The sequence below is a fragment of the Pelagimonas sp. genome (assembly GCF_050633425.1).
Taxonomy (GTDB): Bacteria; Pseudomonadota; Alphaproteobacteria; order Rhodobacterales; family Rhodobacteraceae; genus Pelagimonas.
Window position 1 is genome coordinate 1 of sequence record NZ_JBOEGM010000056.1, and the last position, 21,486, is coordinate 21,486.

At 53.0% G+C, this 21,486-nt stretch carries 22 protein-coding genes; 15 read left to right on the plus strand and 7 right to left on the minus strand.

All coding sequences use genetic code 11. The features are described from left to right. The coding region (locus tag ACRBB0_RS26740; RefSeq protein ID WP_431377521.1) for a hypothetical protein at window positions 1–184 on the minus strand (184 nt) is incomplete at its 3' end. A gap of 315 nt (window positions 185–499) precedes the next feature. On the opposite strand from ACRBB0_RS26740, the gene ACRBB0_RS26745 reads away from it, so the two are divergent. The 3 genes from ACRBB0_RS26745 (at window position 500) to ACRBB0_RS26755 (ending at window position 3,350) form a co-directional block, all read left to right on the plus strand. Beyond that, entirely contained in the window at window positions 500–1,735 is a 1,236-nt protein-coding gene (locus tag ACRBB0_RS26745) for a tyrosine-type recombinase/integrase (RefSeq protein ID WP_431377522.1), read from the plus strand. 134 nt (window positions 1,736–1,869) lie between these two features. Next, entirely contained in the window at window positions 1,870–2,103 is a 234-nt protein-coding gene (locus ACRBB0_RS26750) for a helix-turn-helix transcriptional regulator (protein ID WP_431377523.1), read from the plus strand. Further along, window positions 2,103–3,350 (plus strand): hypothetical protein, encoded by a 1,248-nt coding sequence (locus ACRBB0_RS26755; RefSeq protein WP_431377524.1) that lies wholly within the window; start codon window positions 2,103–2,105, stop codon window positions 3,348–3,350. Before ACRBB0_RS26750 ends, ACRBB0_RS26755 begins: the two co-directional genes overlap by 1 nt. Here the strand turns inward: ACRBB0_RS26755 and ACRBB0_RS26760 are convergent. Next, window positions 3,325–3,501 carry a hypothetical protein gene (locus ACRBB0_RS26760; protein WP_431377525.1) on the minus strand — a complete coding sequence of 59 codons (177 nt, stop codon included), beginning with the start codon at window positions 3,499–3,501 and terminating at the stop codon, window positions 3,325–3,327. The two genes, ACRBB0_RS26755 and ACRBB0_RS26760, sit on opposite strands and share 26 nt — an antisense overlap. Window positions 3,502–4,447: 946 nt before the next feature. On the opposite strand from ACRBB0_RS26760, the gene ACRBB0_RS26765 reads away from it, so the two are divergent. The 11 genes from ACRBB0_RS26765 to ACRBB0_RS26815 all read left to right on the plus strand — a co-directional run bounded on the left by ACRBB0_RS26765 (window position 4,448) and on the right by ACRBB0_RS26815 (window position 13,588). Beyond that, a complete protein-coding gene (locus tag ACRBB0_RS26765; protein ID WP_431377526.1) occupies window positions 4,448–4,615 on the plus strand; it encodes a hypothetical protein in 168 nt (55 codons plus the stop codon). 103 nt (window positions 4,616–4,718) lie between these two features. Continuing rightward, a complete protein-coding gene (locus tag ACRBB0_RS26770; RefSeq protein ID WP_431377527.1) occupies window positions 4,719–6,113 on the plus strand; it encodes a DUF4055 domain-containing protein in 1,395 nt (464 codons plus the stop codon). Next, window positions 6,113–6,760 (plus strand): hypothetical protein, encoded by a 648-nt coding sequence (locus tag ACRBB0_RS26775; protein ID WP_431377528.1) that lies wholly within the window; start codon window positions 6,113–6,115, stop codon window positions 6,758–6,760. The genes ACRBB0_RS26770 and ACRBB0_RS26775 overlap by 1 nt, the downstream gene beginning before the upstream one ends. 103 nt (window positions 6,761–6,863) lie before the next feature. After that, window positions 6,864–7,274, plus strand: coding sequence for a hypothetical protein (locus ACRBB0_RS26780; protein ID WP_431377529.1), 411 nt, complete (start codon window positions 6,864–6,866; stop codon window positions 7,272–7,274). Beyond that, entirely contained in the window at window positions 7,271–7,858 is a 588-nt protein-coding gene (locus ACRBB0_RS26785) for a hypothetical protein (RefSeq protein ID WP_431377530.1), read from the plus strand. Before ACRBB0_RS26780 ends, ACRBB0_RS26785 begins: the two co-directional genes overlap by 4 nt. Beyond that, a complete protein-coding gene (locus ACRBB0_RS26790; RefSeq protein WP_431377531.1) occupies window positions 7,858–8,052 on the plus strand; it encodes a hypothetical protein in 195 nt (64 codons plus the stop codon). Before ACRBB0_RS26785 ends, ACRBB0_RS26790 begins: the two co-directional genes overlap by 1 nt. Then, a complete protein-coding gene (locus ACRBB0_RS26795) occupies window positions 8,049–8,825 on the plus strand; it encodes a terminase large subunit domain-containing protein (RefSeq protein ID WP_431377532.1) in 777 nt (258 codons plus the stop codon). The genes ACRBB0_RS26790 and ACRBB0_RS26795 overlap by 4 nt, the downstream gene beginning before the upstream one ends. Continuing rightward, complete coding sequence (locus tag ACRBB0_RS26800) at window positions 8,822–9,541, plus strand: hypothetical protein (RefSeq protein ID WP_431377533.1); 720 nt, start codon at window positions 8,822–8,824, stop codon at window positions 9,539–9,541. Before ACRBB0_RS26795 ends, ACRBB0_RS26800 begins: the two co-directional genes overlap by 4 nt. Before the next feature lie 39 nt (window positions 9,542–9,580). Further along, on the plus strand, window positions 9,581–9,949 hold the full coding sequence (locus ACRBB0_RS26805) for a hypothetical protein (RefSeq protein ID WP_431377534.1): 369 nt from the start codon (window positions 9,581–9,583) through the stop codon (window positions 9,947–9,949). Between the two features lie 220 nt (window positions 9,950–10,169). After that, complete coding sequence (locus ACRBB0_RS26810) at window positions 10,170–11,894, plus strand: hypothetical protein (protein ID WP_431377535.1); 1,725 nt, start codon at window positions 10,170–10,172, stop codon at window positions 11,892–11,894. After that, window positions 11,891–13,588, plus strand: a complete 1,698-nt coding sequence (locus ACRBB0_RS26815) for a hypothetical protein (RefSeq protein ID WP_431377536.1) — start codon at window positions 11,891–11,893, stop codon at window positions 13,586–13,588. Before ACRBB0_RS26810 ends, ACRBB0_RS26815 begins: the two co-directional genes overlap by 4 nt. A gap of 106 nt (window positions 13,589–13,694) precedes the next feature. Here the strand turns inward: ACRBB0_RS26815 and ACRBB0_RS26820 are convergent, their stop codons facing one another. Together ACRBB0_RS26820 and ACRBB0_RS26825 are read right to left on the minus strand one after the other, a co-directional pair. Then, window positions 13,695–14,051, minus strand: coding sequence for a hypothetical protein (locus ACRBB0_RS26820; protein WP_431377537.1), 357 nt, complete (start codon window positions 14,049–14,051; stop codon window positions 13,695–13,697). A 220-nt stretch (window positions 14,052–14,271) separates the two neighbouring features. Beyond that, a complete protein-coding gene (locus ACRBB0_RS26825; protein WP_431377538.1) occupies window positions 14,272–15,525 on the minus strand; it encodes a hypothetical protein in 1,254 nt (417 codons plus the stop codon). A 399-nt stretch (window positions 15,526–15,924) separates the two neighbouring features. Between ACRBB0_RS26825 and ACRBB0_RS26830 the strand changes: the two genes are divergently transcribed. Beyond that, entirely contained in the window at window positions 15,925–17,337 is a 1,413-nt protein-coding gene (locus ACRBB0_RS26830; protein WP_431377539.1) for a site-specific integrase, read from the plus strand. 274 nt (window positions 17,338–17,611) lie between these two features. On the opposite strand, the gene ACRBB0_RS26835 is transcribed toward ACRBB0_RS26830, so the two are convergent. From ACRBB0_RS26835 to ACRBB0_RS26845, 3 genes are all read right to left on the minus strand, one after another. After that, window positions 17,612–18,934: a hypothetical protein gene (locus ACRBB0_RS26835; RefSeq protein ID WP_431377540.1), complete on the minus strand. Its 1,323-nt coding sequence runs from the start codon at window positions 18,932–18,934 to the stop codon at window positions 17,612–17,614. A gap of 731 nt (window positions 18,935–19,665) precedes the next feature. Then, entirely contained in the window at window positions 19,666–20,196 is a 531-nt protein-coding gene (locus tag ACRBB0_RS26840) for a BRO-N domain-containing protein (RefSeq protein ID WP_431377541.1), read from the minus strand. 148 nt (window positions 20,197–20,344) lie between these two features. Beyond that, window positions 20,345–20,941 (minus strand): recombinase family protein, encoded by a 597-nt coding sequence (locus ACRBB0_RS26845; RefSeq protein ID WP_431377542.1) that lies wholly within the window; start codon window positions 20,939–20,941, stop codon window positions 20,345–20,347. Window positions 20,942–21,486: the final 545 nt, after the last annotated feature.

The following is a 21,486-nucleotide window of genomic DNA, read 5'->3' on the forward strand; positions in this document are numbered from 1 at the left end:
TTTTGGATTTGGTCTTGCCATGTGCGAATTTGACTAAACGCCAAGTCTTGGTTTTTGTGCCGACATCTAAATAGAGGTTTGGGAAGACCCCCTTGCGCTGATCAGCATAACGGTTCGTGCCAGACTTTGAAAACGGCAGTTTGTCGATACTGCCTTCGGTGAATTTGATACGTTGGGTTGCCATGGAGGCCTCCATTTTTGCAATTATTTTGCAATTTTCGTATCAACCACCACCGGGTCTGCTCAACCGAAGTGTCTGTATTTATTGGGTAAAAACAACATCAACAACCGTGAGCAACCCAGTTTGCCCGTATTTGTAATCAGTAGGTCCGCGGTTCGAGTCCGTGTGGGGGCACCATTAAAACGCTTAGTTTTCAACACCATCAAGTCAGTTATGTATAGTTAAATCAGGTACTTGACCAATTTGTGGTTGGGTTAGATTGGTGTTGGAACGTAACGTGAACCTTGTAACGAGACGGTCATTACAAGGATTACCGATATGCCCCATATCAAGTTCACAGACTCGACACTCAAGAAATTGTCGGCCACCAAAACAACATGGTTCACGGACCCAACGGTCAAAGGATTGCGCCTCTGCGTCACGAAAGGCGGCGTTAAAACGTGGTATGTCAACAAGTGGGACCCGACGTCGCAAAAGACGCGGTCAGTCAAATTGGCCCAGTGGGCGACTAAAGCCACACACTGCCGCTGGGCGAAGGATCAGGTTGGCAAAGTCGCGCATGACATAACCACAGGCAACGTTCAGACGCGCGATGAGCACGACGCTGAACAGGCTGTACTGGGCGTCCCTACGTTTGGTGATGCACTGGAACAATACATCGAACACCGCACACAGCCGCGCGCATCTGGGAAGGCTCAGATGAAGCCGGGAACGGCGTATGATTACCGCAACTCATTTTCCAATCATCTCGCGCGGTGGGCCGATGTGCCCGTGAACGAATTGCCGATTCTCGAGATCAATCAGCATCTGAACAATTTGCAGCTTGAGAAGGCGCACGCGGCCAACCATGCGAGTTGTGTCGCCGGGGCCACCGTGCGGTTCATCAACAAGCTTTGCGCCCTCGCGCTGCCGATTCCGTCATTGCTCGACAACACCAAAATTCGGTCACGCGTGCAGACAGGTAAACTCGACATGTCAGTGCCTTGGTCGGATCGTTGGGATGAAATTCAGGTGGTGAAAAACGAGCATATCAAGCTGTGCTGGATGATCACTTGGTACACAGGCTTTCGCCACGAGGACAGCCTGCGGCCTTTGACATGGGATCAAGTCGATCTGGACGCTGGCAGCGTCACATTCGGCAGATTGAAGAAGCAGGAAGACGCGCGGGAGATTGCGATTGCTGATGATGTGGTGAGGCTGTTTGAGCGGCTTTGGGAAATTCGTGCCGATGATTGCGACTGGGTGTTTCCATCGCGTCGGGAGGTAAATGGGCAGCGCGGCCATTTGGATGTTTTGGACCGTTTGCCCCTGACACGCGCAGGCGATCTTCGGCATCTATGGATGACAACGGCGCGCGAGGTTGCGCCGCGTCACGTTCACAGATGGCTGGCTCAGCAGACCATGACCGACGACGATCTGCGTATGCTCGGTCATTACGGCCAGCCAAGCCATGACGAACAGAAACGGTCGGCCAATGCAATTGCATCGGCGATCAATGTTCAGTTGGGTGCGCCACCTTCATCCGTTGTTGAACTGAAACGCAAGCGCGCCTAAATATTGACGACATACGCCTCCATGCCCGGGCGTAGTGACCTGACCGGGACTGGAAGGCCGAACGCGTGAGCGACGGTTTACCGTCAGGAGCAGGAGACGCGTCGGTCATAGGCCTCATCACGAGGAATATGCCTATGACTATCGACGAGCTCTCAGAGCAGCTAAAAGCTCTGCACAATGACCTGATACGGTCACACCCACCTCAAGTTATGACATGCCGCGAGGCCGCACAGTTTCTTGCAGTGACCGATGAAACGTTGTTTCGTTGGCGCAAGGATGGTGTTGGACCGTCATACTCCCAGCCAAATTCTCGGTTAATTCGATACCTGTATGACGACCTTGTTGCTTGGATGAAGGAGTATCAGTGATGGTTAGCAAAGCAGACAGCGCCGTATTTTTGGAAGGCGACGCAATCAAGCAATTCCTCCTGGGCAACAAGCGCGTTGAGGCTTGGTTCGCCGCGAACTGGGAACGCCTCGACGACATGACAGGTCCCATCAACAAGAGCACTGTTTCGCGAGCACTCAGCGGCATGCCAATCGTTGAGCCCGTCGCGAATGCCATGGAGGTGCTTTTTGACGAACTACGCAACGATCCTTGGGCATGGTGCAAGCCGCCCAAACGGATCGACGTACTGACCGACTACGCGCCTTTGTCGTGGTGGTACAAAACCCTCAAGCTCAAGAAAGCAATTCCTTGGTCGCGGTTCGAACGCATGGGGACACATCCGCTAAAGGAGTATGACGCCGTATTCGCGCAAGAGCGCCTCAGCGAATGGCGGAGTCAGCTCAAGTCGGCATGTGATCAGTTCAAAGCAGATCGCGCGCTTGTCCGTGCCTTAGAATCGGATGAGGAACCTGAGTTTCAGCATTGGGTTGTCGAAGATGGGCAACATCGCATTGCAGGGCGCGGCGACGGTCAGTTGAAGCCATTCCGTCGCCGTGTCGGCAATGCAGGGCTGCACGGGCGGTCAGATGAGGAAATCAGCATGGCATGGGCGCTCGCAGACGCAACCCTGACTCTGCCCAATGTCGAGAAAGCAACTTTAACGTATTCACGACCCAAAGCGGTGCCCATCGACTCGCATTTCTCGGAACCTATCGAACCTTGGAACGGCGACGAGTTCGAAGGCATCGAGATTGGGCACTTTGAATTTCCGCCGAAATGGGCAGGAGCAACTCCTGATACGTGCAAGGTCAAGCACAAGGTTTGCTTCTATTGGACAGGGGATCGGTATGCGGTCGAAGATATGGATCCGTTCATACAGGTCGAGGACAAAGGTGAGTGGCGGGACACGACGCGGTCAGAGCGTGATCTGTTCATGACAGGGATTGAGCGGAAGCTCGAAACCCGTGCAGAATTCGAGGCGCGCCTTGATGAAGAGATAGAACGTATCATGACGGCGTGGCGGAAGACGTGGGATGAGAATCCCAAATCGACGTTTAATGGTGAGTGGCTAAATCAGGAGGATTATCCTGATGGTCCGCCGTTAGAGGAAGTCGTTGAACGTGTGCAGCGGCATTTGAACGAGATTGACGACGAAGCGGCTGCTGACGAGCAACGAGAAGTCGCTCGCCGCAAGATGGCGTTCATGCGGCGATTGCGCCGACGGTAGGGAAAAGCTCCATCAGGATTTGACGGCGTTCTTTGCGCCCAACGCGATCCCGCAGCCATTGGGAACAGGTTGCGGGGTCGTTCAGTGCGTTCGCACGGGCGAGACGATTGATCAGGCGCGGGTGGACAGTAGGCGGAAAGTCGAAGGGCATCGGGTCGGGTCCTTTCGGTTGCGGTGTTGATGCGTGGCATCATACGGGCAGCGGGCGGCGGTATCCGACTGATATGGCAGGTGGTGGTAAATGAGTTATGGGTCCGAAGCCTACAAGCCGTCAATTCGTGCGCGCGTGTGTGCGTGCGCGTGAAACGACGACAGTGGCGCAATTCTCCATTGTTGTTGCAGCAAGGCGTTTTCGTTTTGAATCCGTGTAGATCGTGCAGAACATGCAGGGTCGTCAGTGAAACAAGTGGTTAGCGTGTGGAAGGACGTGCAGGGCGTGTGCAGGGTGATGGTGCAAGAATGCGGTAACGTGTTGCAGTGTCGGGATTTTTTCGTGCAGGGTGTATGATCACTCACTTTTTGTTTTGGTCATTCGCGCGCGTGGGCGCACGTAAGTCACGCCATCTTCCTGTTCGATAGCGTCCCTGACTCCCCGCGGAAGAACGTCCCCTGATAGGTTATCGCAAGCCCAACTGATCAGTTGGACGTTGGGCTGCGCAGTCAATCCATTGATCTAAAAGCACAATGCTGATTGCGATCCTTGTAACGCATGGCGCATCAAAGGTTTTGCACGGTAATCCGCCTGACCACCCCCTTTCTCTGACACTGAACCTCGCCCCCAGGCTGATTTAGAAGATCACAAATCTACGATTTTCCCACCGCGCCTGCGCCCGACATATCCCCTGTGCCCCGTAAAGGCATCAAAGCCGCAGCGAAACCGCGTAAGCAACGCGTTCTTGACCACGCGCCCCACCATCATGCCCGCTGACCCATTACCGCCTTCTCTGACGCGCTCTGACGATCCAACATAACCGGCCTTCGCCACCTGCTTTTCCTGACCGCTACCTCGTTATCTCGGTAACGCCAGCGACGCGCCATGTTCTATAAATGTTCCGCACACCCACGGCCCGCCAACACCACTTAGAGAAAGCAATCGAATGCCCATCACAACTGTCGCCATCAAGTCGACACCTAACGGCTCACGCCTCTTTGCCGAAGACATTCACACGGCGTACCATCTGGACCTGCCCATCGCCGAAGAAGACCTGCGCAACCTGATTGTTGCTGCCGCCAAAGCAGACGATCTGCATCCACGCGTGAACTAATGGGCGTCCTTGCGGATCGCACCGAAAAAGGCGTCCGCGTCCGCAATGTCGCCAACACATCGCACTTCGACATTCCTTGGCAGTTCATCGTGAGGGGCATCGAATGACAAAGATCAACCATCGCACTTATCAGGAGCAACGGCAGGCTTACGACAAAATCCGCGATGTGATTGCGGGCGAAGACCGGCTCAAAAACGCGGGCTCCCAATACCTTCCACAGCCCGAGGGCATGACCTCCACGCAATACAACCGATACGTCCAAGGGTCATCGTTCTACGCCGTTGCCGAACGCACGCTCCGAGGCATGGTCGGTTCTGTCACACGCAACGCCCCAATTCTGGAATTGCCTGATCGGATCGCGTCGATGCGCGATGCGGCGACATTCGAAGGCCACAGCCTCGACGTTCTTCTGGAAGACACGCTGCACGAAGTCCTGTCCATTGGCCGCTACGCGATGGTTCTCGACTACCCGACGGAGGGCGCGGCTCCGGGTTCGGCCCCGTTCATTTCGACGTTCAATGCGGAATCAATTCTGGACTGGAAAGAGGAACTGGTTGGTGGCCGTCAAAAGCTGACGCGTCTGCGGCTGCACGAAGACAACGACGATCTGGACGACGGTGTCGAGCAACACCTGCTCCTGACCCTTGAACCCGCCTACACCGTCCGCCGTTTCCATGTCTCGCGTAAGCGCAACGGCCCGGAGATTGCGACCACTTCGGAAGTTCAAATCGGCGAAGACATCGTGCCGACCATCGACGGTGCGCCGCTGTTTGACATTCCGGCGGTCATTGTCAGCCCCTACAATCTGAAAGCCGACGTTGAGAAGCCGCCGTTTCTCGATCTCGTCAACGTCAATCTGGCCCATTGGCGCGTCAGCGCTGACTACTATTGGAGCCTGTATCTGACCTCGCAGCCGACGCCTTGGGTGGCCGGGTCGCTCAACGAAAAGAACATGCCAAGGCAAATCGGCTCGGGTGCGTTCTGGGTTTTGCCTCAAGGCGCGACCGCAGGCATGTTGGAGTTTACGGGCGCTGGAATCGCCGCCCAAAAGACAGCCTTGGATGACCTAACCGCCCAGATGGCAACATTGGGCGCGCGCATGGTCTACGATGGCAAAGGGCGCAACGAGACGACTGACACCGCGAAGCTGCGCACGCGTAGCGAACTGTCCCTGCTGCATTCGTCGGTAAATATGGTTGAGGCGGCAATCCTTAAGCTCCTGCGCCTTGCCGCTGAATGGACGCAAACCGGCACCCAAGATCAAGTCTCCCTAAAACTGCACCGCGACTTCATCACGGCCCAGATGGACCCGGCTGTTCTGACCGCGCTGATCAAGGCATGGCAAGCCGGTGCGATCTCGCATGACACTTTGCTGATGAATTTGAAAAAGGGCGAGTTGATGGACGTCAATCGCGCCTTGGATGACGAGCGCGATCTGATCGAAGAAGACGAAAACGTCCTGCCGTTTTCCACATTGCCAGAAGCCGGAAACGTGTGATGCCCGCAGTCGATCCTGACCACGGCATGCATCACTCTCGAACCATGCCCGAGGAACTGCTGATCTTCTCGGTCTTATCCCGTGCCATCCTCGATCTGTTCGGTCCAGTAGGATTGACGTCGACCAAAGAGGAGGCGCAACAGGCAAAGAGAGACGCTCTATTGTTCCTGACCAAAGCGACAGGTGCATGGGCAAAGCGGCGCAATGATCTCTGCGACGCTATTGGCTTTGATGGTGACAATATGCGTGCTCGGGTCATTCAGGTTCTGGAAGGCGACAGCACAGCGCTTGCCACATATGACGGGCGGCGCGAATTGACCCAAGTCGCGCAGGCGCGCGCGCTTTGGGAACTCGAGAAATCCCAGTCCAAACGCCGGAAGTTAACGCCCCAGCCAACACCCAAACCACAGCCTCGACCGCGACACGCAGTTACCCGCTATGCTGACGTGCGCCGCCATATCATGCCGCTCCTGATGCAGCCCCGCACCTTCAAAGACTTGATCATAGAGACACAGGGCGACGTGTCCGACACGACCATCCGAGAAGTCTTGCGCAACGCGGTTGCGAAGGGTGAAGTTGTGAACAATGACAACACCTATCTTCTTGTTTCTGTACCTGAAACTGCGGTTGCGGCATCCGCCGGATAGCACCGAAAATCATTCCACAGCAATCGGGTTAGGCCCCTCTGCTCCTTGTGATGAAAACGGGGCGGGTCCGGCATAGCCCGTCCCAATCACAAGGAAACCAGAAATGGCCGACGACAACGACAAGCAAGCAGCGGCGCTGATCGCAGCCCTTGCGCCCAAGATCGCAGAGGCGATCATTCCCCAGCTCACCGAACAGGTCGAGACCCAAGTGAAGGGTCTCAAGGACAAGAACGACGAGCTTTTGGACAAGCTCGCGAATTTGAAAAAGGACGCGGAGATTGAGGAGGCTGGCAAAGCATCAGCCGCGCTCGCCGCCCGGACCAAAGCCCTGATCGACGCCGCCGACAAGCAGCGCATTGCCCGGCTTGACGGAAACAACATGTACCAGGGCCGCAAGGCCGGTGACGCCATCAAAATCTCACGCGTCGACGCGCGCAACGTTGCGGCCTATCGCGATGCAAAAGCGCTGGCCGAGAAAGAAGGCGTGCCGCTTGAGATCGTTGCTGACGAATGACACAGGGAAAACGCCCCCATAAAATGATGATGCTCCCGGACGCAAAACGGGAGCATTACACGCGCGAGATCGTGCTTGGGCGCATGTCGATGTTCCAGGCGGGCAAAGACCTTGGCATGTCGGACACTTCGGTTGCGCGATACATTTCGCAACTGCCCGAAGAGGATAAACTGGCGATCCTCGCGACCGCAATGCACGACGCCAAAGTCAAAACGGCGATGCAGCACGCGGCCATTGTCAACGAGTTTGGCGAGGACACTGATAAGGACTTGAAATGGGTTCTGCGCGAACTCAAAAGCCTGCTCGAAGGGGCGAAAGGCGATGAAGATCGCGTGATGCAATTGGGCGCGCTGAAAGAGTTGCGCCAATCGCTCATGTCGCTGGCTGATCTCCACGGCAAGCTGAACAAAAAGATGGATATCCATCTGAACCTGAACGAGTCGCCGCAATTCATCCAACTTCGTCAGATCATCCTGAAAGTACTCAACAACCACCCAGCTGCCAAACATGATTTTCTGAACGAGATGGACGCTATGGGCGTTATCAAAGAGCCCGTCCTTGTCGATGATCGGAGGCCCGCATAGTGCCGACACGTAGTGCTAAACTATCCGTTGAGATCGTCAATCGGCTTGAGAACACGGACCTTGAGAGCCCAAGCGCCGTGCGTGAAGCGATGAAAAACGCGTCACCAATCATCGTTCAACTTCTGGCCGAATTGGCCGCGCGGAATATGCTGAAACCAGCAACACGTTGGCCCGGTCAGCCCGACCGCTCATGATCCACGACGCCGCCCTCCATTCGTTCCTGCAAGGCTTGACCGTCTCGCTCGACCCCATCGAACGGTTTCGGCTGGCCATTGGTGAGCCTGATCCTTGGCAGCAAACGCTCCTGCAAACCGATCCGCGTTTAAACGAGGAAGACCGAATGGTCCTCGCATTGTGCGGTCGGCAGTCGGGCAAATCAACGTCGGCAGGTGGCCTTGGGTATGACGATTTCTCGGTCGGCAAAACGGTGATCCTGACCGCTCCCAGCTTGCGACAATCAACTGAGTTGTTCCGGCGGATTCTGGAATTCAAAAACACCGATCCATTCTGCCCGCCAATCGTGCGCCAGACGCAAACAGAGCTTGAGGCACACCCCAGCCACGGTGGACGGATCATCGTTGTCCCGGCAACCGATCAAGCGCGCGGCATGACCGCAGACACCATCATTGCGGACGAGGCCTGTTTTCTCGACGACGATGCGCTGACAGCCTTCTTCCCCATGAGGCGCGAGACGGGTCGCATTTTCCTGCTGTCTACTCCGAACATGCGGCAGGGGTATTTTTACGAGACTTGGACGAGCAACAAGCGGGTGAAACGCATCACCGCACGATCCATCGACATTCCGCGCCGTGCGTCTCAGGTCGCTTTCGACAAGGCCACCATGTCTGACACAACATTCCGGCGTGAACACTTATGTGAGTTTGTCGGCTCCGGCACGCCCCTGATCTCGTGGGAAACGCTCGAAAACGCGTCCAACAAGAACGTCCAAGCACTGGAAATCACATGACCCCTGACAACCCACCAAAGTACGAACACCTCAGAGACGGGCGCGTTGTATTGCCCTCAAACGCCGATCCCGCAGCCTTTGGAACCGTTGTTCACGGCTGGGTCCGCCACCATGTCGGCATGGACCTTGGACGCAATGACCCATCGGCCATCGTTGTGATACGCGACGAATGCTATCCGCAGTTCACAGGCCGTGGGTTCGAACAGGAATTGGGACCACGCAAATGCACTGTCGTTTTTCAAGAGACGATCCAATTGTACTCGTACACTGATCTTGCCGACTTCTTGGTCAAGCGTCTCAATCAGATTCCGCACTGGTCTCTCGCCATCGACGCATCAGGTCTCGGCGCGCCATTTTCATCGACCTTGGACAATGCGGACATCGAACACCACGCCGTTGTCATGACCGCTGGGTCAAATCTGACTCGCAAAGGCAAAGACGTTTCGTGTGCCAAGGCCCTACTTTTGGAGAACATGGCCGTTGGCCTCGAAACGGGCGCTTTGACCGTCGCGCATGACCTCGACGGAAAACAAGACTTGCTCAACGAGATCGCATCTTTCGAACTGGCGTCCACATCGGCGGGAAATCTTGTCCTGCAAGGGGGCGGCAAAGGCCATCACGCCGACAGGGCGATTGCAACAGCCCTCGCGTACCTGTCAGCAACCCATCTCGAAACGGCCCTCAGCGGCTCGTACCGTCTCAGCGGCTGGGCCTGAATTCTTGCTAACGCTTAGGTTGTATGCGACGTTGGCTGTATGGAACAAGATAGCAAACGCTTTAACCGATGGGGCCTGACGGGCGATCCCGACGAAGACAGACGACGAAAAACCGCGATGCTCATTCGCATCAATAAGATGCGCAAGGCCTTCGAGGCAGGCCATCATGTGCAGATTGATTTACTCTCGGGTTTGGGTGGCACGGTTGCGCCCGAAAAATCTAAATCCAAGGGAAAATCGGCGTTCCAGAAGGAGCAAGAAACGATCATGAAAGCCCTCGCGCTCGATCTTCACGAATACATCCCGGAAGACATGGCGCTGCATTACGGCTTCACCACCAGACGCGAAGCCGACGAAAACCCTTCAACCGCTCCGTTCATCGAAAATGACCCTGAAATACCGTTTTAACCCACGCTCTCGTCTTGCTCGCTGCATCGGCCCGGGTCGATGTGCCTTGAGATTGACGAGCGACCCGGTTTTTTACGCGGAGCTGGCGGGGCTCTTGGGTTTTTTGGGTATGATGTTCACGGCTGTTTGTTACCGACAATGACGATTGCAAATTCATAGACCACTAGAGTACACGTTATGCGGTAAATTCAACCGTCATTGTCTAGCGAGTGCTGCTTTAGTGAAAGACCTGACCCCGATTAAAAAGGCTCTCACCGCAGCCGACAAAAGCGGCACACTTATTGACTGCATTCTTTCGTTGGAGAGCCGCGTAAGGCGCGTCGAATGTGCTCCCATTCTGTCTGAGTTGCATAATTCAGGGCAAATCTCGTTAGTCTCCAAAGGTAATTTGGCAGCAATTTCGAAACTTGAGCACAACGACTTTTGGATGATCATTCACCCTTTAGATCAGACAATTCCAGGGTTGAAATGCTCTCATCGCGAAGTCTTAGAATTTGTCGACACACTGGTTAAGAAGGCTGGCTCCGACGGAGCGGCAGGCCTACCGAACCAATCTTTGGTTCAGTGGTGTAGGTCGAACCCTCAGAAAGCTGAAAAGATTGTTGCGGGTACTATGTCTCTTGACCAACTCTGCGTAGCGCATTGCGTGTTTGCCATCCAAGGCCTTGGCGACCAAAAACTTGCGTTTAACCTCCTAGAGCACGCAGACAAAACTGTCGTAGCTGTTGGGTTGCGTTCACTTGGGAGGCTCGACTTGAAAGATATGGCTGATAAGAAGCACCTATTGGATGAGTGCTTCAAAATGGTGAACGACGAGACGGCTCAGGATGTGAGATCATCAGCCATCGAAACCGCCTTCAAGACTTGGGAAGGAATGGGCCAATCCGATCCCTACCTGCAGTCAGAGTTGATATCCGCCGTCATAAGCGCCAACAAGGACGCCGAACTGGTTCTCCTTACGGCAATGCTCTTTTACCACCCAAAAGGCTTGGTCGCGAGCAGCATCGATTTGATTTTGGTTTCTGCAAAATCGGAAGCTGCTCCTGCGGCAGCATTACTTAATCACTTAGACCACGCCTTGCATTCAAAGGACGAGAGGTGGTCATTGGAGAAGGTTACGGACGTCTTTGCAACGCAAATCCCAAGGCTGTCGAAGTCAACTGAATCAAGTGAATACTACCATTTTTGCAAATGGATTTGGGAAGATCAGCTCAATGTGTCAAAGCTCTTTGCTAGCTGGCTAACTGATGGCCAGTTCGCGCTATGTTCGTTTCTTGCCGACATGGTGGGTGAAGGCGGCAAAAAAGGACGGCTTGTTGAACTAGCAAAGGTAGACCTGCCAACCGATGCCCTAGATCAAGTTTTCATGGCAAGAAAGTGTATTGGCTTTTTCTGGCTTCATGAAGTTACTGCGGCGTCGATCTTGTTGGGAGTCGTAAAGAACGGCAAGCAAGCGGCAAGAAATGAGGTCGAAGAACTTTTGTTTGATCCACTATTACTGAGCTATGGGGGTGAACTGCGTGATTACTTGACAAATCAGAGCAACAGCCCTTCTAAGCGGATCGCTCAATGCGCTCAAAGGCTGCTTGCTAAGCACGACACGTACATCAATGGCCTTGAGCAAACAAACGGCCTTGTTGAGCTTCTCCCAACCAACGCGCAGCGGCGTGCAGCGGCAGCTAAGGATCATGAACGCAACCGGGATATCCAAAAACAGGCCCACAAACGGTCTATATTTGCCGACATAGTCAGTCACTCCACGCTACTCTATGGGAAAAAAAGCTTCACAATGATACATGGCGCGGGTGACAAGAAAACGCCAAGCATCACGCCTCTTGCCGAATTCTCTTATAGTACTGAGTTGCCAAGGCTTTCGGTTGTCGATCCGGTAGGATTCCACGAAACTCTGACCACGTTTCGTCTAGAGAAACGGATCGTGCGATGAAAATAATTTTGAAAGAGTATCTTGCATCCTTAAAGGAGCGAGGAGACCTTGATAAAGCCGTTTTGCCAAACTTGCTTTCAGAAATTGGGCTCCGCGTACTCAACACGCCGATGATCGGAACAAGGCAAAATGGCGTCGATATTGCTGCGGTTGGAAAAATCAAGGGTGAGGATAAACAAAGCTATCTCTATCTTTTTGTAATCAAGGCCGGGAACGTAAGGCGAAATGATTGGGACGGAGGAGCTCAGGCCGTTCGTGCAGAGTTAAATGAAGCTCGTGAAGTCTATTTGCGGAGTAATGTTTCCAAAGAGCATGCTGAACTCCCCGTAAAGATCTGCCTATGTTGTGGTGGGGAACTTGAGGAAACAGTCTTAATGAACTGGGCTGGGTTCACTGAGACGAATACTACTGACGACATTGCATACAAGTTGTGGGATGGAGATCGTCTAGCAGAACTTATGATGCGTAGTTTATTGGCGCGGGAATTACTGGAAGAAGAACCTCGACGCAATTTTCAAAAAGCCATCGCAATGGTGAACGAACCTGCTGCTTGCTACGATTACACACGTGCGTTTCTAAGTGACTTGTTGTTGGAAGGGCATGCAGAGCAGAAAGCTCAACTGTTGAGGCTCCGCCAAGCTTACATCTGTCTACACGCGGTCACAGCATGGGCAGTTGAGGCCGACAACTTGGAGAGTACCTATCGGGTTTCGGAACTCGGGTTACTGTTTTGCTGGAATGTGGTTCGGGTTAATGAACCTAAGAATAAGCCCACAAAATACGACAAGACACTTTCGTTGATCTTGGATCAATTTCTTAAGCTGTACTTGACGTCTTCTGAAATGTATTTTTCCAAGACCGCTTATGCTCACGGTAACACTCTGCATGTTCTTTCGGTGGCAGTACGGTCTCGCGAGTCGGTGGACGTAAACTTAGCCATGTTCGAGCTATTGGGTAGGCTGGCCATACGCGGAATTTGGACCGATCATTTTTCAAAAGGCCTTACGAAGGCAGACCCCAAGTTTGCACAATCATTAGCGGAAACGACTGCCCAGACTTTGGACGCGATTGTCTCGGTGATTAACACAAACCCAACTCTCAACGCGCCGATTAAAGACGACCATATGATCGAGATCGCACTGGTGATGTATCTTGCTCAACAGACCGGTAACGTAGATCGACTATTGCCTTGGCTAGAAGGAATTTCTGGAAAAACGACATTTTCATTGATAGCAAATTCCCAGTACCCGACCTGTCACCGCGACTATCGTGACTTACTGTCTCATCCAGTCAGTTCTGACCAATCTTACCGTGATGAAGCCTGTGTTGGGAGCGTTCTTTATCCATTTCTCTTTCTATGGATGCAATACGCCACTGACCCGGAAAACATTGTGGAATTCACTGAACGCCTTCAAGCAAAAATCCCAAACTGCACTCACCAAGCATGGTTCCCCGACGAAGACACGGATGAGAATATCTGGAGCGGGAACACAGATACTGGAATTTGTGTCACAGACCTTTCTCCTCAAAAGGGACACGATGCGCTAGCAGATACACTGAACCAGGCCATCAAGACCTGTCCAGCAGTGGGTGAATTGAGCGCGGTTAAATCCGGATTATCGCCAATGCTTCTAACAGCATGTAGGCATTACCGATTGCCTATTCCGCCTAACTTTTGGTTCTTAAACGGTTAGAATTGAGGTTTTTCGGCAGAAAATCCCGCAGATTATCTGATTTGGCGTCTGAAGTCATTGTCTCATTTGAAGGGCTGTCCGAGGTCCGCAAAGGGCCGGCTGTTTCCTACTCACTGCTATCGGGTTTCTGCCCACCGTATGCGTCCAGCACTAGTTCAAAATACTTTGCTGTCTTGTCGGTGTGTTCACCGACACCCGGCCACGCAAACGGGAAGGTTCCTGTGGTCGACGACCAGTCAATTTCCAGCCAGAGCATCTTCGCAATGGTCTCAGCTTCGGGGGAGCCTTTGTCTTCAGGCCAAAGGTCCAAGTCTAACGTTATCCATGCATCACCGTCGTCATCAACGCTGATTTCAGCGCTCAAAGCCGCCAGCCGTTCATTTACATTCGTTGCATCGTCCAAGAGCGCGGCCCGCAAAAGAAGCTCAGCCTTTTTTGCATCCATGTCCATTGTTAGTGCCATTCCGTCCCTCCATGATGGATGTGGATACAACCTAAGCATCCCACTAGTCGAAGAACAGTGACTAGCAGCTCGAACGGGAGAAAAAGCAATTCGACGCAGACATTCATGGACTGTGTAGCATCTCCGCAGGCCCAATTTCGGGGGCCGGACAAAGTGTGCCTTCGCCGCGCGAGCATTTAGTTTTCGATTCTTTCTGCCCAATCGGAATAGTCGGCACGCATCATGTGTGTCGACCGGCGGCCACTCTGCGCGGAATACTGATCCCGGCTTCTGAGTATATCTTGTTGGCGAAATCGAATGCAAAGCCTGTAGCGTCAAAATCAGTTCCGTACTGACGGGAAATTTCGATCATGGATTCTGAAACCGAATGCCTTTTGGGTCGGGCCATTTCACCCGAGTATACATACACACCATCGAAGGTCGCGCCGGTGAGGTGGATATCAAATTCTCCTTCAATTATCCGCTTCGCTAATTCAATCCCATTGGATATCGCATCGGGTAAATATCGCATGATAGTATCGTAGTGTGTGAACCATTTGCTCAAGTCCACGTCGTTCTGATCAGTTTTTTGGTAGATTAGCTCCGCAGAAAACATCCAAATTTCTCGCGATTTGAAAACTTGGGTGCCACTCATGATGGACTCTGCGTCTTCAAAAAACGAGTCATGGTAAGTGTTGTAGGAAAGCCCGCCCCATCTGTTTGCAGTAGGCGAATAGCCTTCGCCACGCAGCAAGGGTGGTGTGCCCCGCACCGCGTCCAAGCTTTCTGCTTGGGTCAATCTGGATTGTTGATATTTTGGTACGATGCGGACTGAAACTAAGTGATCACTTTGACAGTAAAGTGGTTTCTGGTCACGATAACTTTCACCTAACGGCTCATCCTTCTTCCAGAACGCCGATGCAATGAACGAGCTCCCTTCTGGTTCATGTAAGTCGCTTGGCTTGAGTGCGGATTGTTCAGCGGCAGCGTAGGCGCTCAATATTCCTTTAAGCTTCTTAGAGAGGATTGTGGTCTCTCTCTTGATGCTGTTTTTGTCTGCGCCAACGGGCAAACTGTAGGTTGTTGGATGCCTGCGATTTCTTAGGTCGAAGGGAAGGTCGCCTGGTCCACCAAATGCCGAGTTCATTAGTAGTAGAAGTTTGTTGTGGCCCGCGACGCCGAGTGCATATCCCAGTTCAATGGCAACGTTGCTATTGATATGCGGTTTGTTTTTACCGCCTTTCGCGACCAACGTAACATCCGAAACAATGATGTCGGCTGCTTCAATTTTTTGCATTATGGTTTCAGCGATCGGGGGCAGCCCGAGAACGTCTTTGGTATCCTGATCTAACTTAACCGATTTTTCCTCAACATTTCGGTCAGTGACCGTCATTTCCAAATTTAGATCATCAATCGCGCTCTCAAGGGCATTTTGGATTGTTGTCTTGTTGAGTTTGCGGTCGGTGTCCGACTGCCATGAATAGAAAACGATCAAGCTTCTCACCCTATGGATTATCTCACCTACTTGGTAGCAGAGAGAATGCCAGCATTGAAGACATGTCGGCAACTCGACAAATTATGCGCCAAGCGGACTTCTGCAGCACAGAACAAAAACTGTATCAAACTGCCAATCTCATGTCTGCTACGGGAGTGTCTTAATCATCCAAACCAAGCGTGCCTTGTAACATCCTTGTAAAGCATTTTCGCGGCCGTGAATAACGCTTTGCCAACAAGCGGTTGCGAATTTCCCCAAGGCATTTGTAATCAGTAGGTCCGCGGTTCGAGTCCGTGTGGGGGCACCATTTTCATTGAAATCGCTATGTTTTCATGGTGTTAGTGGGAAAACCACTACACAAACGCTACACGAGTCGGTGTGGCGGTCATGAGGCTTTCAATGGATTTACCGCACCTGAAACTCGCGAATACAGGCAACGCAAAGTATCGGCGGCGTGTCACATCCCCCCAAATGCGGACTATGCTGGGCAAGTCTGCGGTGGAATGGTCTCTGAAAACCCGTGATCCTTTGAAGATCGTTGAGGCTTGGAAAGAGGCGAACGCAAAGTTCGAGGCGCTGGAACTCCAAGCAGATGGGAAAACCGTTATGCAATCGGAATGGGATGTTACCTTAGCTGCGGCGGTGAAGAATGGGCTGGCCAGCGTGGACGCCACCAAGATCGGTCCAATTGATGCTGAACTGGAACAGGGGAAGTTCAAGGCCTTCACTCAGGCGATTCTTGCGGAAGCTGAGAAGTTATCGCCACAACAACGGGACGCTAAGTTCGCCAACAATCCACCAACCAATCCTGCACTGCAGCTGGTCAAGGCGAAGTTCAAAGGTATTGAGCGTCCACCGGTTTCACTGAGCGAAGCCGTAAAGCATTACCTGCAAGATCGTGAAGGGCGTTCGTCATATCCTGACCTTGTGAAACAGGTTGGCATTGCCATCTCGACACTTGAGGTGACAATGGGTCGATCCGATCCACCTGTTACAGAGATAGACCGGGATGCAGCCTATGCCTTCAGAGATGGGTTGAGCGCTAAAGGCAATGGTTTGGGTACGATACGCCGCCGGATCACGACAATCAAAGCAGTCTTGAACGCCGCAGATAAAAGGTTCGATTTGCCCAATTGGCGAAATCCATTCAATGGCATAAATTTGCCAGAAGATGATGGCGATGCGGGTGTCGAGAAACGCCATTCGTTGAGCTTGGATGACATCCGCAAGACCCTTGCCCATCAGGACTCTGTGAACGATGACGCTCGAGATATCTGGCATCTGATGATGCTCACGGGCCTTGGGCCAGATGAGGCGCGTGGCATACAATGGTCTGAAGTATTCCTTGATGATCCGACCCCGCATTTCGAGGTACGTGCCAACGCCCGTAGGCGGCTTAAGAAAGGTCAACGAAGACGTCGGGTTCCTTTGGTTGGAACAGCCTTAGAGATGATGCGTAAACGTCTGGCACAGTCACCGGCGGGTGAACTTGATGTTTTCCCGAGGTACGCCTCACAGCGAAACGCGAATACACTCTCAGCGGTTTTGGTGAAGCCGATGAAAGCTGCGGGGGTCTGGCAAAAGACTGTTAAGGTTCCTTATTCGCTACGTCATACCATGAAAGACCTGTTGCGCCGAACTGCCCCGCAAAGCATGCAACTTTTGTTGATGGGGCATGGGTTTGGCGAGGGGAGAGCGGCCAGTGGCTATGGGGAAGATGATTTGTTGGATATGCAGGCGGGTTATTTGACCAAAGCTTTGGAGTTGGGGCGCTTGATCGAATTCCCAAAGTTGCCTAGCGACAAGCGGTGAGCGACCGCACTCCAAGTGTGCACACCGTGACCGCCAAGCCTTTTCAGCGTATCGGTTGTTGCCACTACTTGGGCACAGGCATTACGTCAGAACGCGCAAGTTTGCTTATGTCTTCTTCAAGTTAACTCAGAAGGCGGCATGAGTTTCGAACTGGTGCGAAGAACAATGCAGTGGAAAATCATCCAAAAAAGGTAGGGAAGCAGAGACAAGCCGAAAGACCTGCACTGAGAGAGTGAGCTTGGTAAAACCCCCGCCACTTGGGCGAGGGCTTTGGTTATGCTGCCAGCTTCTCGGGGAGGCGCTGAAGTTGCTTGCAGAGTTCTGTCGTACTGTTGGCATGAAGCCACGCCTTGAACAGGCCGCGCATCCGCTCTCTGGGGATGTAAAGGTGCACTGGCTCGCCATTTCTGATCGCAGTTCTCCAAAGGACTTGGATCATTTCTGAGATCGCAAAGAGGTCGTCGTTCACATCGATACCCCTCTTTGTGAAGAAGTTGCGCAAGACAGGTAAGGAGAAACGGTTGGCGAGGTAGGCCATTGATCGTTTGTGCGCAAAGGCGTTGGTTGCTTTGGTATTCAGCGGAACCCAACATCCCGGCCCGGAGTACGCTGCGCCCTTTAGTTTGGTGCGGTGAGGCTTAAAGGTGGACCATGCGTTCTCTCGTGAGCGGGTTTTAGCGTGGTTTTTGAAGAACGTGACTGTGTTCCCTCTAAGCCGCTCATGGGTTGCCGCATCTGCCCTCTTGAACCAAGAAGATGACAGAGGCTGCTCTTTGCGCACCTGAGTGCCAATGTCATTCCCACGCCCTTCATACACATTGACCAATTCTCGGATGCTGGCCTTGATCGCTGCTTCGCTGTGGTCCTGCCAAGATACCAGCCGATAACCGTTCTCCCGGTCCCCCGAAACGGCCTTCATCTCGAACGATACACGTTCGGCCTTTAGGTAAGACCGCATTGGAGACCCTTCGAACAGGTACGTGAGCACGTAGGTTTGTTCAAAGCACTCGAGGAACTCAGTTGGGAACTGCCAGATTATCAGGCGTTTGCCCCGTTGGCCGTCGGCGTAAGACGCCAGATTACCGTTATCACAGAGATGCTTTATCGGCGAGAACTTGCCCTCGTATCGACCATGGTCATCATGGTTCCACCGCAATCGGTTTGTAGCCTCATCAACGTACATCTTGCCTGATTGGAACAGATCGTCCTGATCGTCCTTGGTCAGGCCGTCGTAGATATCGCAGCAGGTCAGGACTTCGTCGATAATGAGCGTGTAGTTCGCCTCCATTAGGGCGCGACGTGTGTCTTGGGTCAGCAACCTGAACAACTGGTGGGTCGTCGCGATGTTCTCTTGATCGTCTATGAGCTTTTGGAGACCGAAGTATTTGCGGCCATGAATGAGGCTAGGATCTTTGAACCGTAGATCAGGACAGGCCGCTTTTACGCGTTCCACCTCGTCTAGCAAGGGCGTGACGTAAATGAAGCGGCGTTGAGAGCCATCGAACATGGTCTCCACGTTGGTTCGGTTCATGTGTTCAATGATGTAGGAGGTCTTTCCGGCACCCATAATGGTGTCGATGACTGTGACGTTGGTCATGTCAGTACTTTCTTGATTGAGCAGAGATGCCTGTGAGGGCTTGTTCTGCTTTTTGTTGAGGGAGGTTTGTCGTGATTTGAAGGTTTGAAAACGCGACAGTTTGGTGGCGGGTGGTATTATTACTGTATTATTATAACAGCTTACCTGTATCTTTGCCCCACACCCTTAAAACAAACTGTATAAATCCAAGGTGGTAAGAACAGTTCAGGGAGTGCATTTGGTCGATGGCTGGAAACCCAGACCCGATACGCAAACGAACTTAGTTGGTCTGGAACAAACGCGGGTCATTGCCGCCGTGCTGGTCAGAGATGGAGACCACAGATCAGGTATGACCAAGATGGATTGATAATGGTGGTCATCACCAAACAACGACCACGCTTAGATACCCATGACTGTATCCCCGAGTGATCAGGTCTCGGGGATGATCTCATGGTAGGATACGAGTCAAACGCTATGGCTGACATGTCCGACAAGGAGGCATCGGCCTCCCCCGGTTACAGGATCGTTTGAGTGGATACTTTGTGTCTGGCCCTCTGCCCAACCACGCAGCACCTGACACCGCAGAACCTACGGCTGGACTTCAAGGGAACCATGAGGTCCCGTAGTGTTCACAGGGGATTGGGGTCTCCGGGACCGGGCAACGGCTGGGCATGAGGTTGCTCGTTGGTTGCGTAACGGGAATGCTGAAAGAATCCCAAGTCGATCAGATCGGAGGGGACAATGTTGTATGTCTACAAGGGTCCGCTTTCAGTTGAGCGGTGAGGTTCTTCTGGAACTCCATTGCGCATCGACACATTGTCAGTGGTCAACTCTGCTTTATCTTCATTGGCCTTAGCCGGTTCATTCTTCAGGCGTTCTAGCTTGTCCGTAGCCATGACGAGAGCGCGGGCCATGAACTCGTCTTCGTCCATTTCACCAGTGGCCACCTTCTCTTCACCCATGATGTACCCACCGTCCTTGCGGATGGCTGGGAGGACCGTTCCGGTAACCCAATGTGTGAACTCTTTGGCCTCAGGCTTCCGGCTCTGGAAGATCATCTGGTAGAGGCCGGACTCGGTGATGATCTTGTTGGGACGACCGCCCCGTGTTGAGAGGCGTTGGTTCCCAACTTCAGTTGAACTGATGTTGGAAAGAGCCATCGTAGGGTTGCCGATCCCGAGCGCCTTGCAGACATCAGTCACGACGAACCAAGGATCACCGTCGATCTCTACGACGCGGATGGTGTTGGTGTTGAACTCGAAGTTGGTTGGGAGGGTGTTCATGAGGTGATCCTCTGAGAGAAGTTTTTGGGTTAAATCTAGGGTGGTCCCTAATGGCTTCGTAAGGCACTCCCAGTACTCCCAGAGCGTCACTTCAGGGTTTCTCAAGGACAGGCAGGTAAGCTGCGGCAACCCGGTTTGACACATGACCTCAGCGGTGGCTTTCAGATGACCCTAAGATGCGATAGACCGATGCCCTGCCGATCCCAACACGCCTTGCGATCTCAGTGGCACCAATGCCCTCCCTGTGCAGCGCCGTCACCTGATCCGCCTTGGCCCGTGCCGTTGGCTTCCTACCTTTGTACTTTCCAGCAGCCTTGGCCTTTGCGATCCCCTCACGTTGTCGCTCAAGCATGATAGCCCTCTCGAACTCCGCCACACCGCCCATTATGGTCAGCATCAGCTTGCCTGTGGGTGTGCCTGTGTCGATCCCCATGTTGAGGATGCGCAACGCAGCGCCCTTTGCGGTGAGGGCTTCGAGTATCTCCAAGAGGTGCTGAGAAGACCGGGCCAGACGATCCAACTTGGCCACCACCAACGTATCGCCTGATCTGATATGATCCAACGCTCGTGCCAGTTCGTGACGTTCCTTCACATCAACAGACGAGACCTGTTCAACAAAGACACGGTCACAGCCTTGCGCCTTGAGGTCACGCTGTTGGGCCTCAAGTCCCGCCTTCTGATCAAGCGTGGATGTACGGGCATAGCCTATCAGATGGGTGGAAGGTTGCTGGGTTGTAGTGGTCATGACGTCGCCTCACTGTCTCACACAAGTCTAAGAGGTTAGACTCGATGTGTCTCAAAGTGTCAATGGGTGTTCTTTTGGTACACTTTCGGTGTTCCCCTGAGACGTACCAATGGGCCTTGCCCTGTGAGACACAAGCCTCCCATACAGGGATAGGAACATCAATCGCTCTGGGTTCCTGCGGAGCCGATCAGCTGAGGCTGACGACTTGTGGTGCCGAGGTTAACCCCCAGTGGGCTTGAAGTGAACTCGGAGATGCTCAGGGGGGCACAGGGGGATAACAAGGTGGAAGGTATACGTATATGCCAGCTCAGAAATGTGAGCCGAAACTTCGTTGGGTTGTTCGTTCGTTTGAGGAAACCGGCTCATAGTGGCCGTCGATGCAAAACGCGTATAACAGCGGCTTGCAGCCTAAAGCGAAGATTGCTTCAGCGGCCTTAGTGCTTGCAGAGTTTAGAGCGGGAGGCGGACATTTTCTGCGGGAGCGAATAAACCAACGAAGTATCAAACGATGTGATTTATATTTCCCATATGTACTCAGAAAAATC

What these genes read in the sequence shown, in the direction of transcription:
- ACRBB0_RS26745 (WP_431377522.1), top strand. Translation starts at nt 500, where the DNA reads ATGCCCCATATCAAGTTCACAGACTCGACACTCAAGAAATTGTCGGCC.
- ACRBB0_RS26750 (WP_431377523.1), top strand. Translation starts at nt 1,870, where the DNA reads ATGACTATCGACGAGCTCTCAGAGCAGCTAAAAGCTCTGCACAATGAC.
- ACRBB0_RS26755 (WP_431377524.1), top strand. Translation starts at nt 2,103, where the DNA reads ATGGTTAGCAAAGCAGACAGCGCCGTATTTTTGGAAGGCGACGCAATC.
- ACRBB0_RS26760 (WP_431377525.1), bottom strand. Translation starts at nt 3,501, where the DNA reads ATGCCCTTCGACTTTCCGCCTACTGTCCACCCGCGCCTGATCAATCGT.
- ACRBB0_RS26765 (WP_431377526.1), top strand. Translation starts at nt 4,448, where the DNA reads ATGCCCATCACAACTGTCGCCATCAAGTCGACACCTAACGGCTCACGC.
- ACRBB0_RS26770 (WP_431377527.1), top strand. Translation starts at nt 4,719, where the DNA reads ATGACAAAGATCAACCATCGCACTTATCAGGAGCAACGGCAGGCTTAC.
- ACRBB0_RS26775 (WP_431377528.1), top strand. Translation starts at nt 6,113, where the DNA reads ATGCCCGCAGTCGATCCTGACCACGGCATGCATCACTCTCGAACCATG.
- ACRBB0_RS26780 (WP_431377529.1), top strand. Translation starts at nt 6,864, where the DNA reads ATGGCCGACGACAACGACAAGCAAGCAGCGGCGCTGATCGCAGCCCTT.
- ACRBB0_RS26785 (WP_431377530.1), top strand. Translation starts at nt 7,271, where the DNA reads ATGACACAGGGAAAACGCCCCCATAAAATGATGATGCTCCCGGACGCA.
- ACRBB0_RS26795 (WP_431377532.1), top strand. Translation starts at nt 8,049, where the DNA reads ATGATCCACGACGCCGCCCTCCATTCGTTCCTGCAAGGCTTGACCGTC.
- ACRBB0_RS26800 (WP_431377533.1), top strand. Translation starts at nt 8,822, where the DNA reads ATGACCCCTGACAACCCACCAAAGTACGAACACCTCAGAGACGGGCGC.
- ACRBB0_RS26805 (WP_431377534.1), top strand. Translation starts at nt 9,581, where the DNA reads ATGGAACAAGATAGCAAACGCTTTAACCGATGGGGCCTGACGGGCGAT.
- ACRBB0_RS26815 (WP_431377536.1), top strand. Translation starts at nt 11,891, where the DNA reads ATGAAAATAATTTTGAAAGAGTATCTTGCATCCTTAAAGGAGCGAGGA.
- ACRBB0_RS26820 (WP_431377537.1), bottom strand. Translation starts at nt 14,051, where the DNA reads ATGGCACTAACAATGGACATGGATGCAAAAAAGGCTGAGCTTCTTTTG.
- ACRBB0_RS26830 (WP_431377539.1), top strand. Translation starts at nt 15,925, where the DNA reads ATGGATTTACCGCACCTGAAACTCGCGAATACAGGCAACGCAAAGTAT.
- ACRBB0_RS26835 (WP_431377540.1), bottom strand. Translation starts at nt 18,934, where the DNA reads ATGACCAACGTCACAGTCATCGACACCATTATGGGTGCCGGAAAGACC.
- ACRBB0_RS26840 (WP_431377541.1), bottom strand. Translation starts at nt 20,196, where the DNA reads ATGAACACCCTCCCAACCAACTTCGAGTTCAACACCAACACCATCCGC.
- ACRBB0_RS26845 (WP_431377542.1), bottom strand. Translation starts at nt 20,941, where the DNA reads ATGACCACTACAACCCAGCAACCTTCCACCCATCTGATAGGCTATGCC.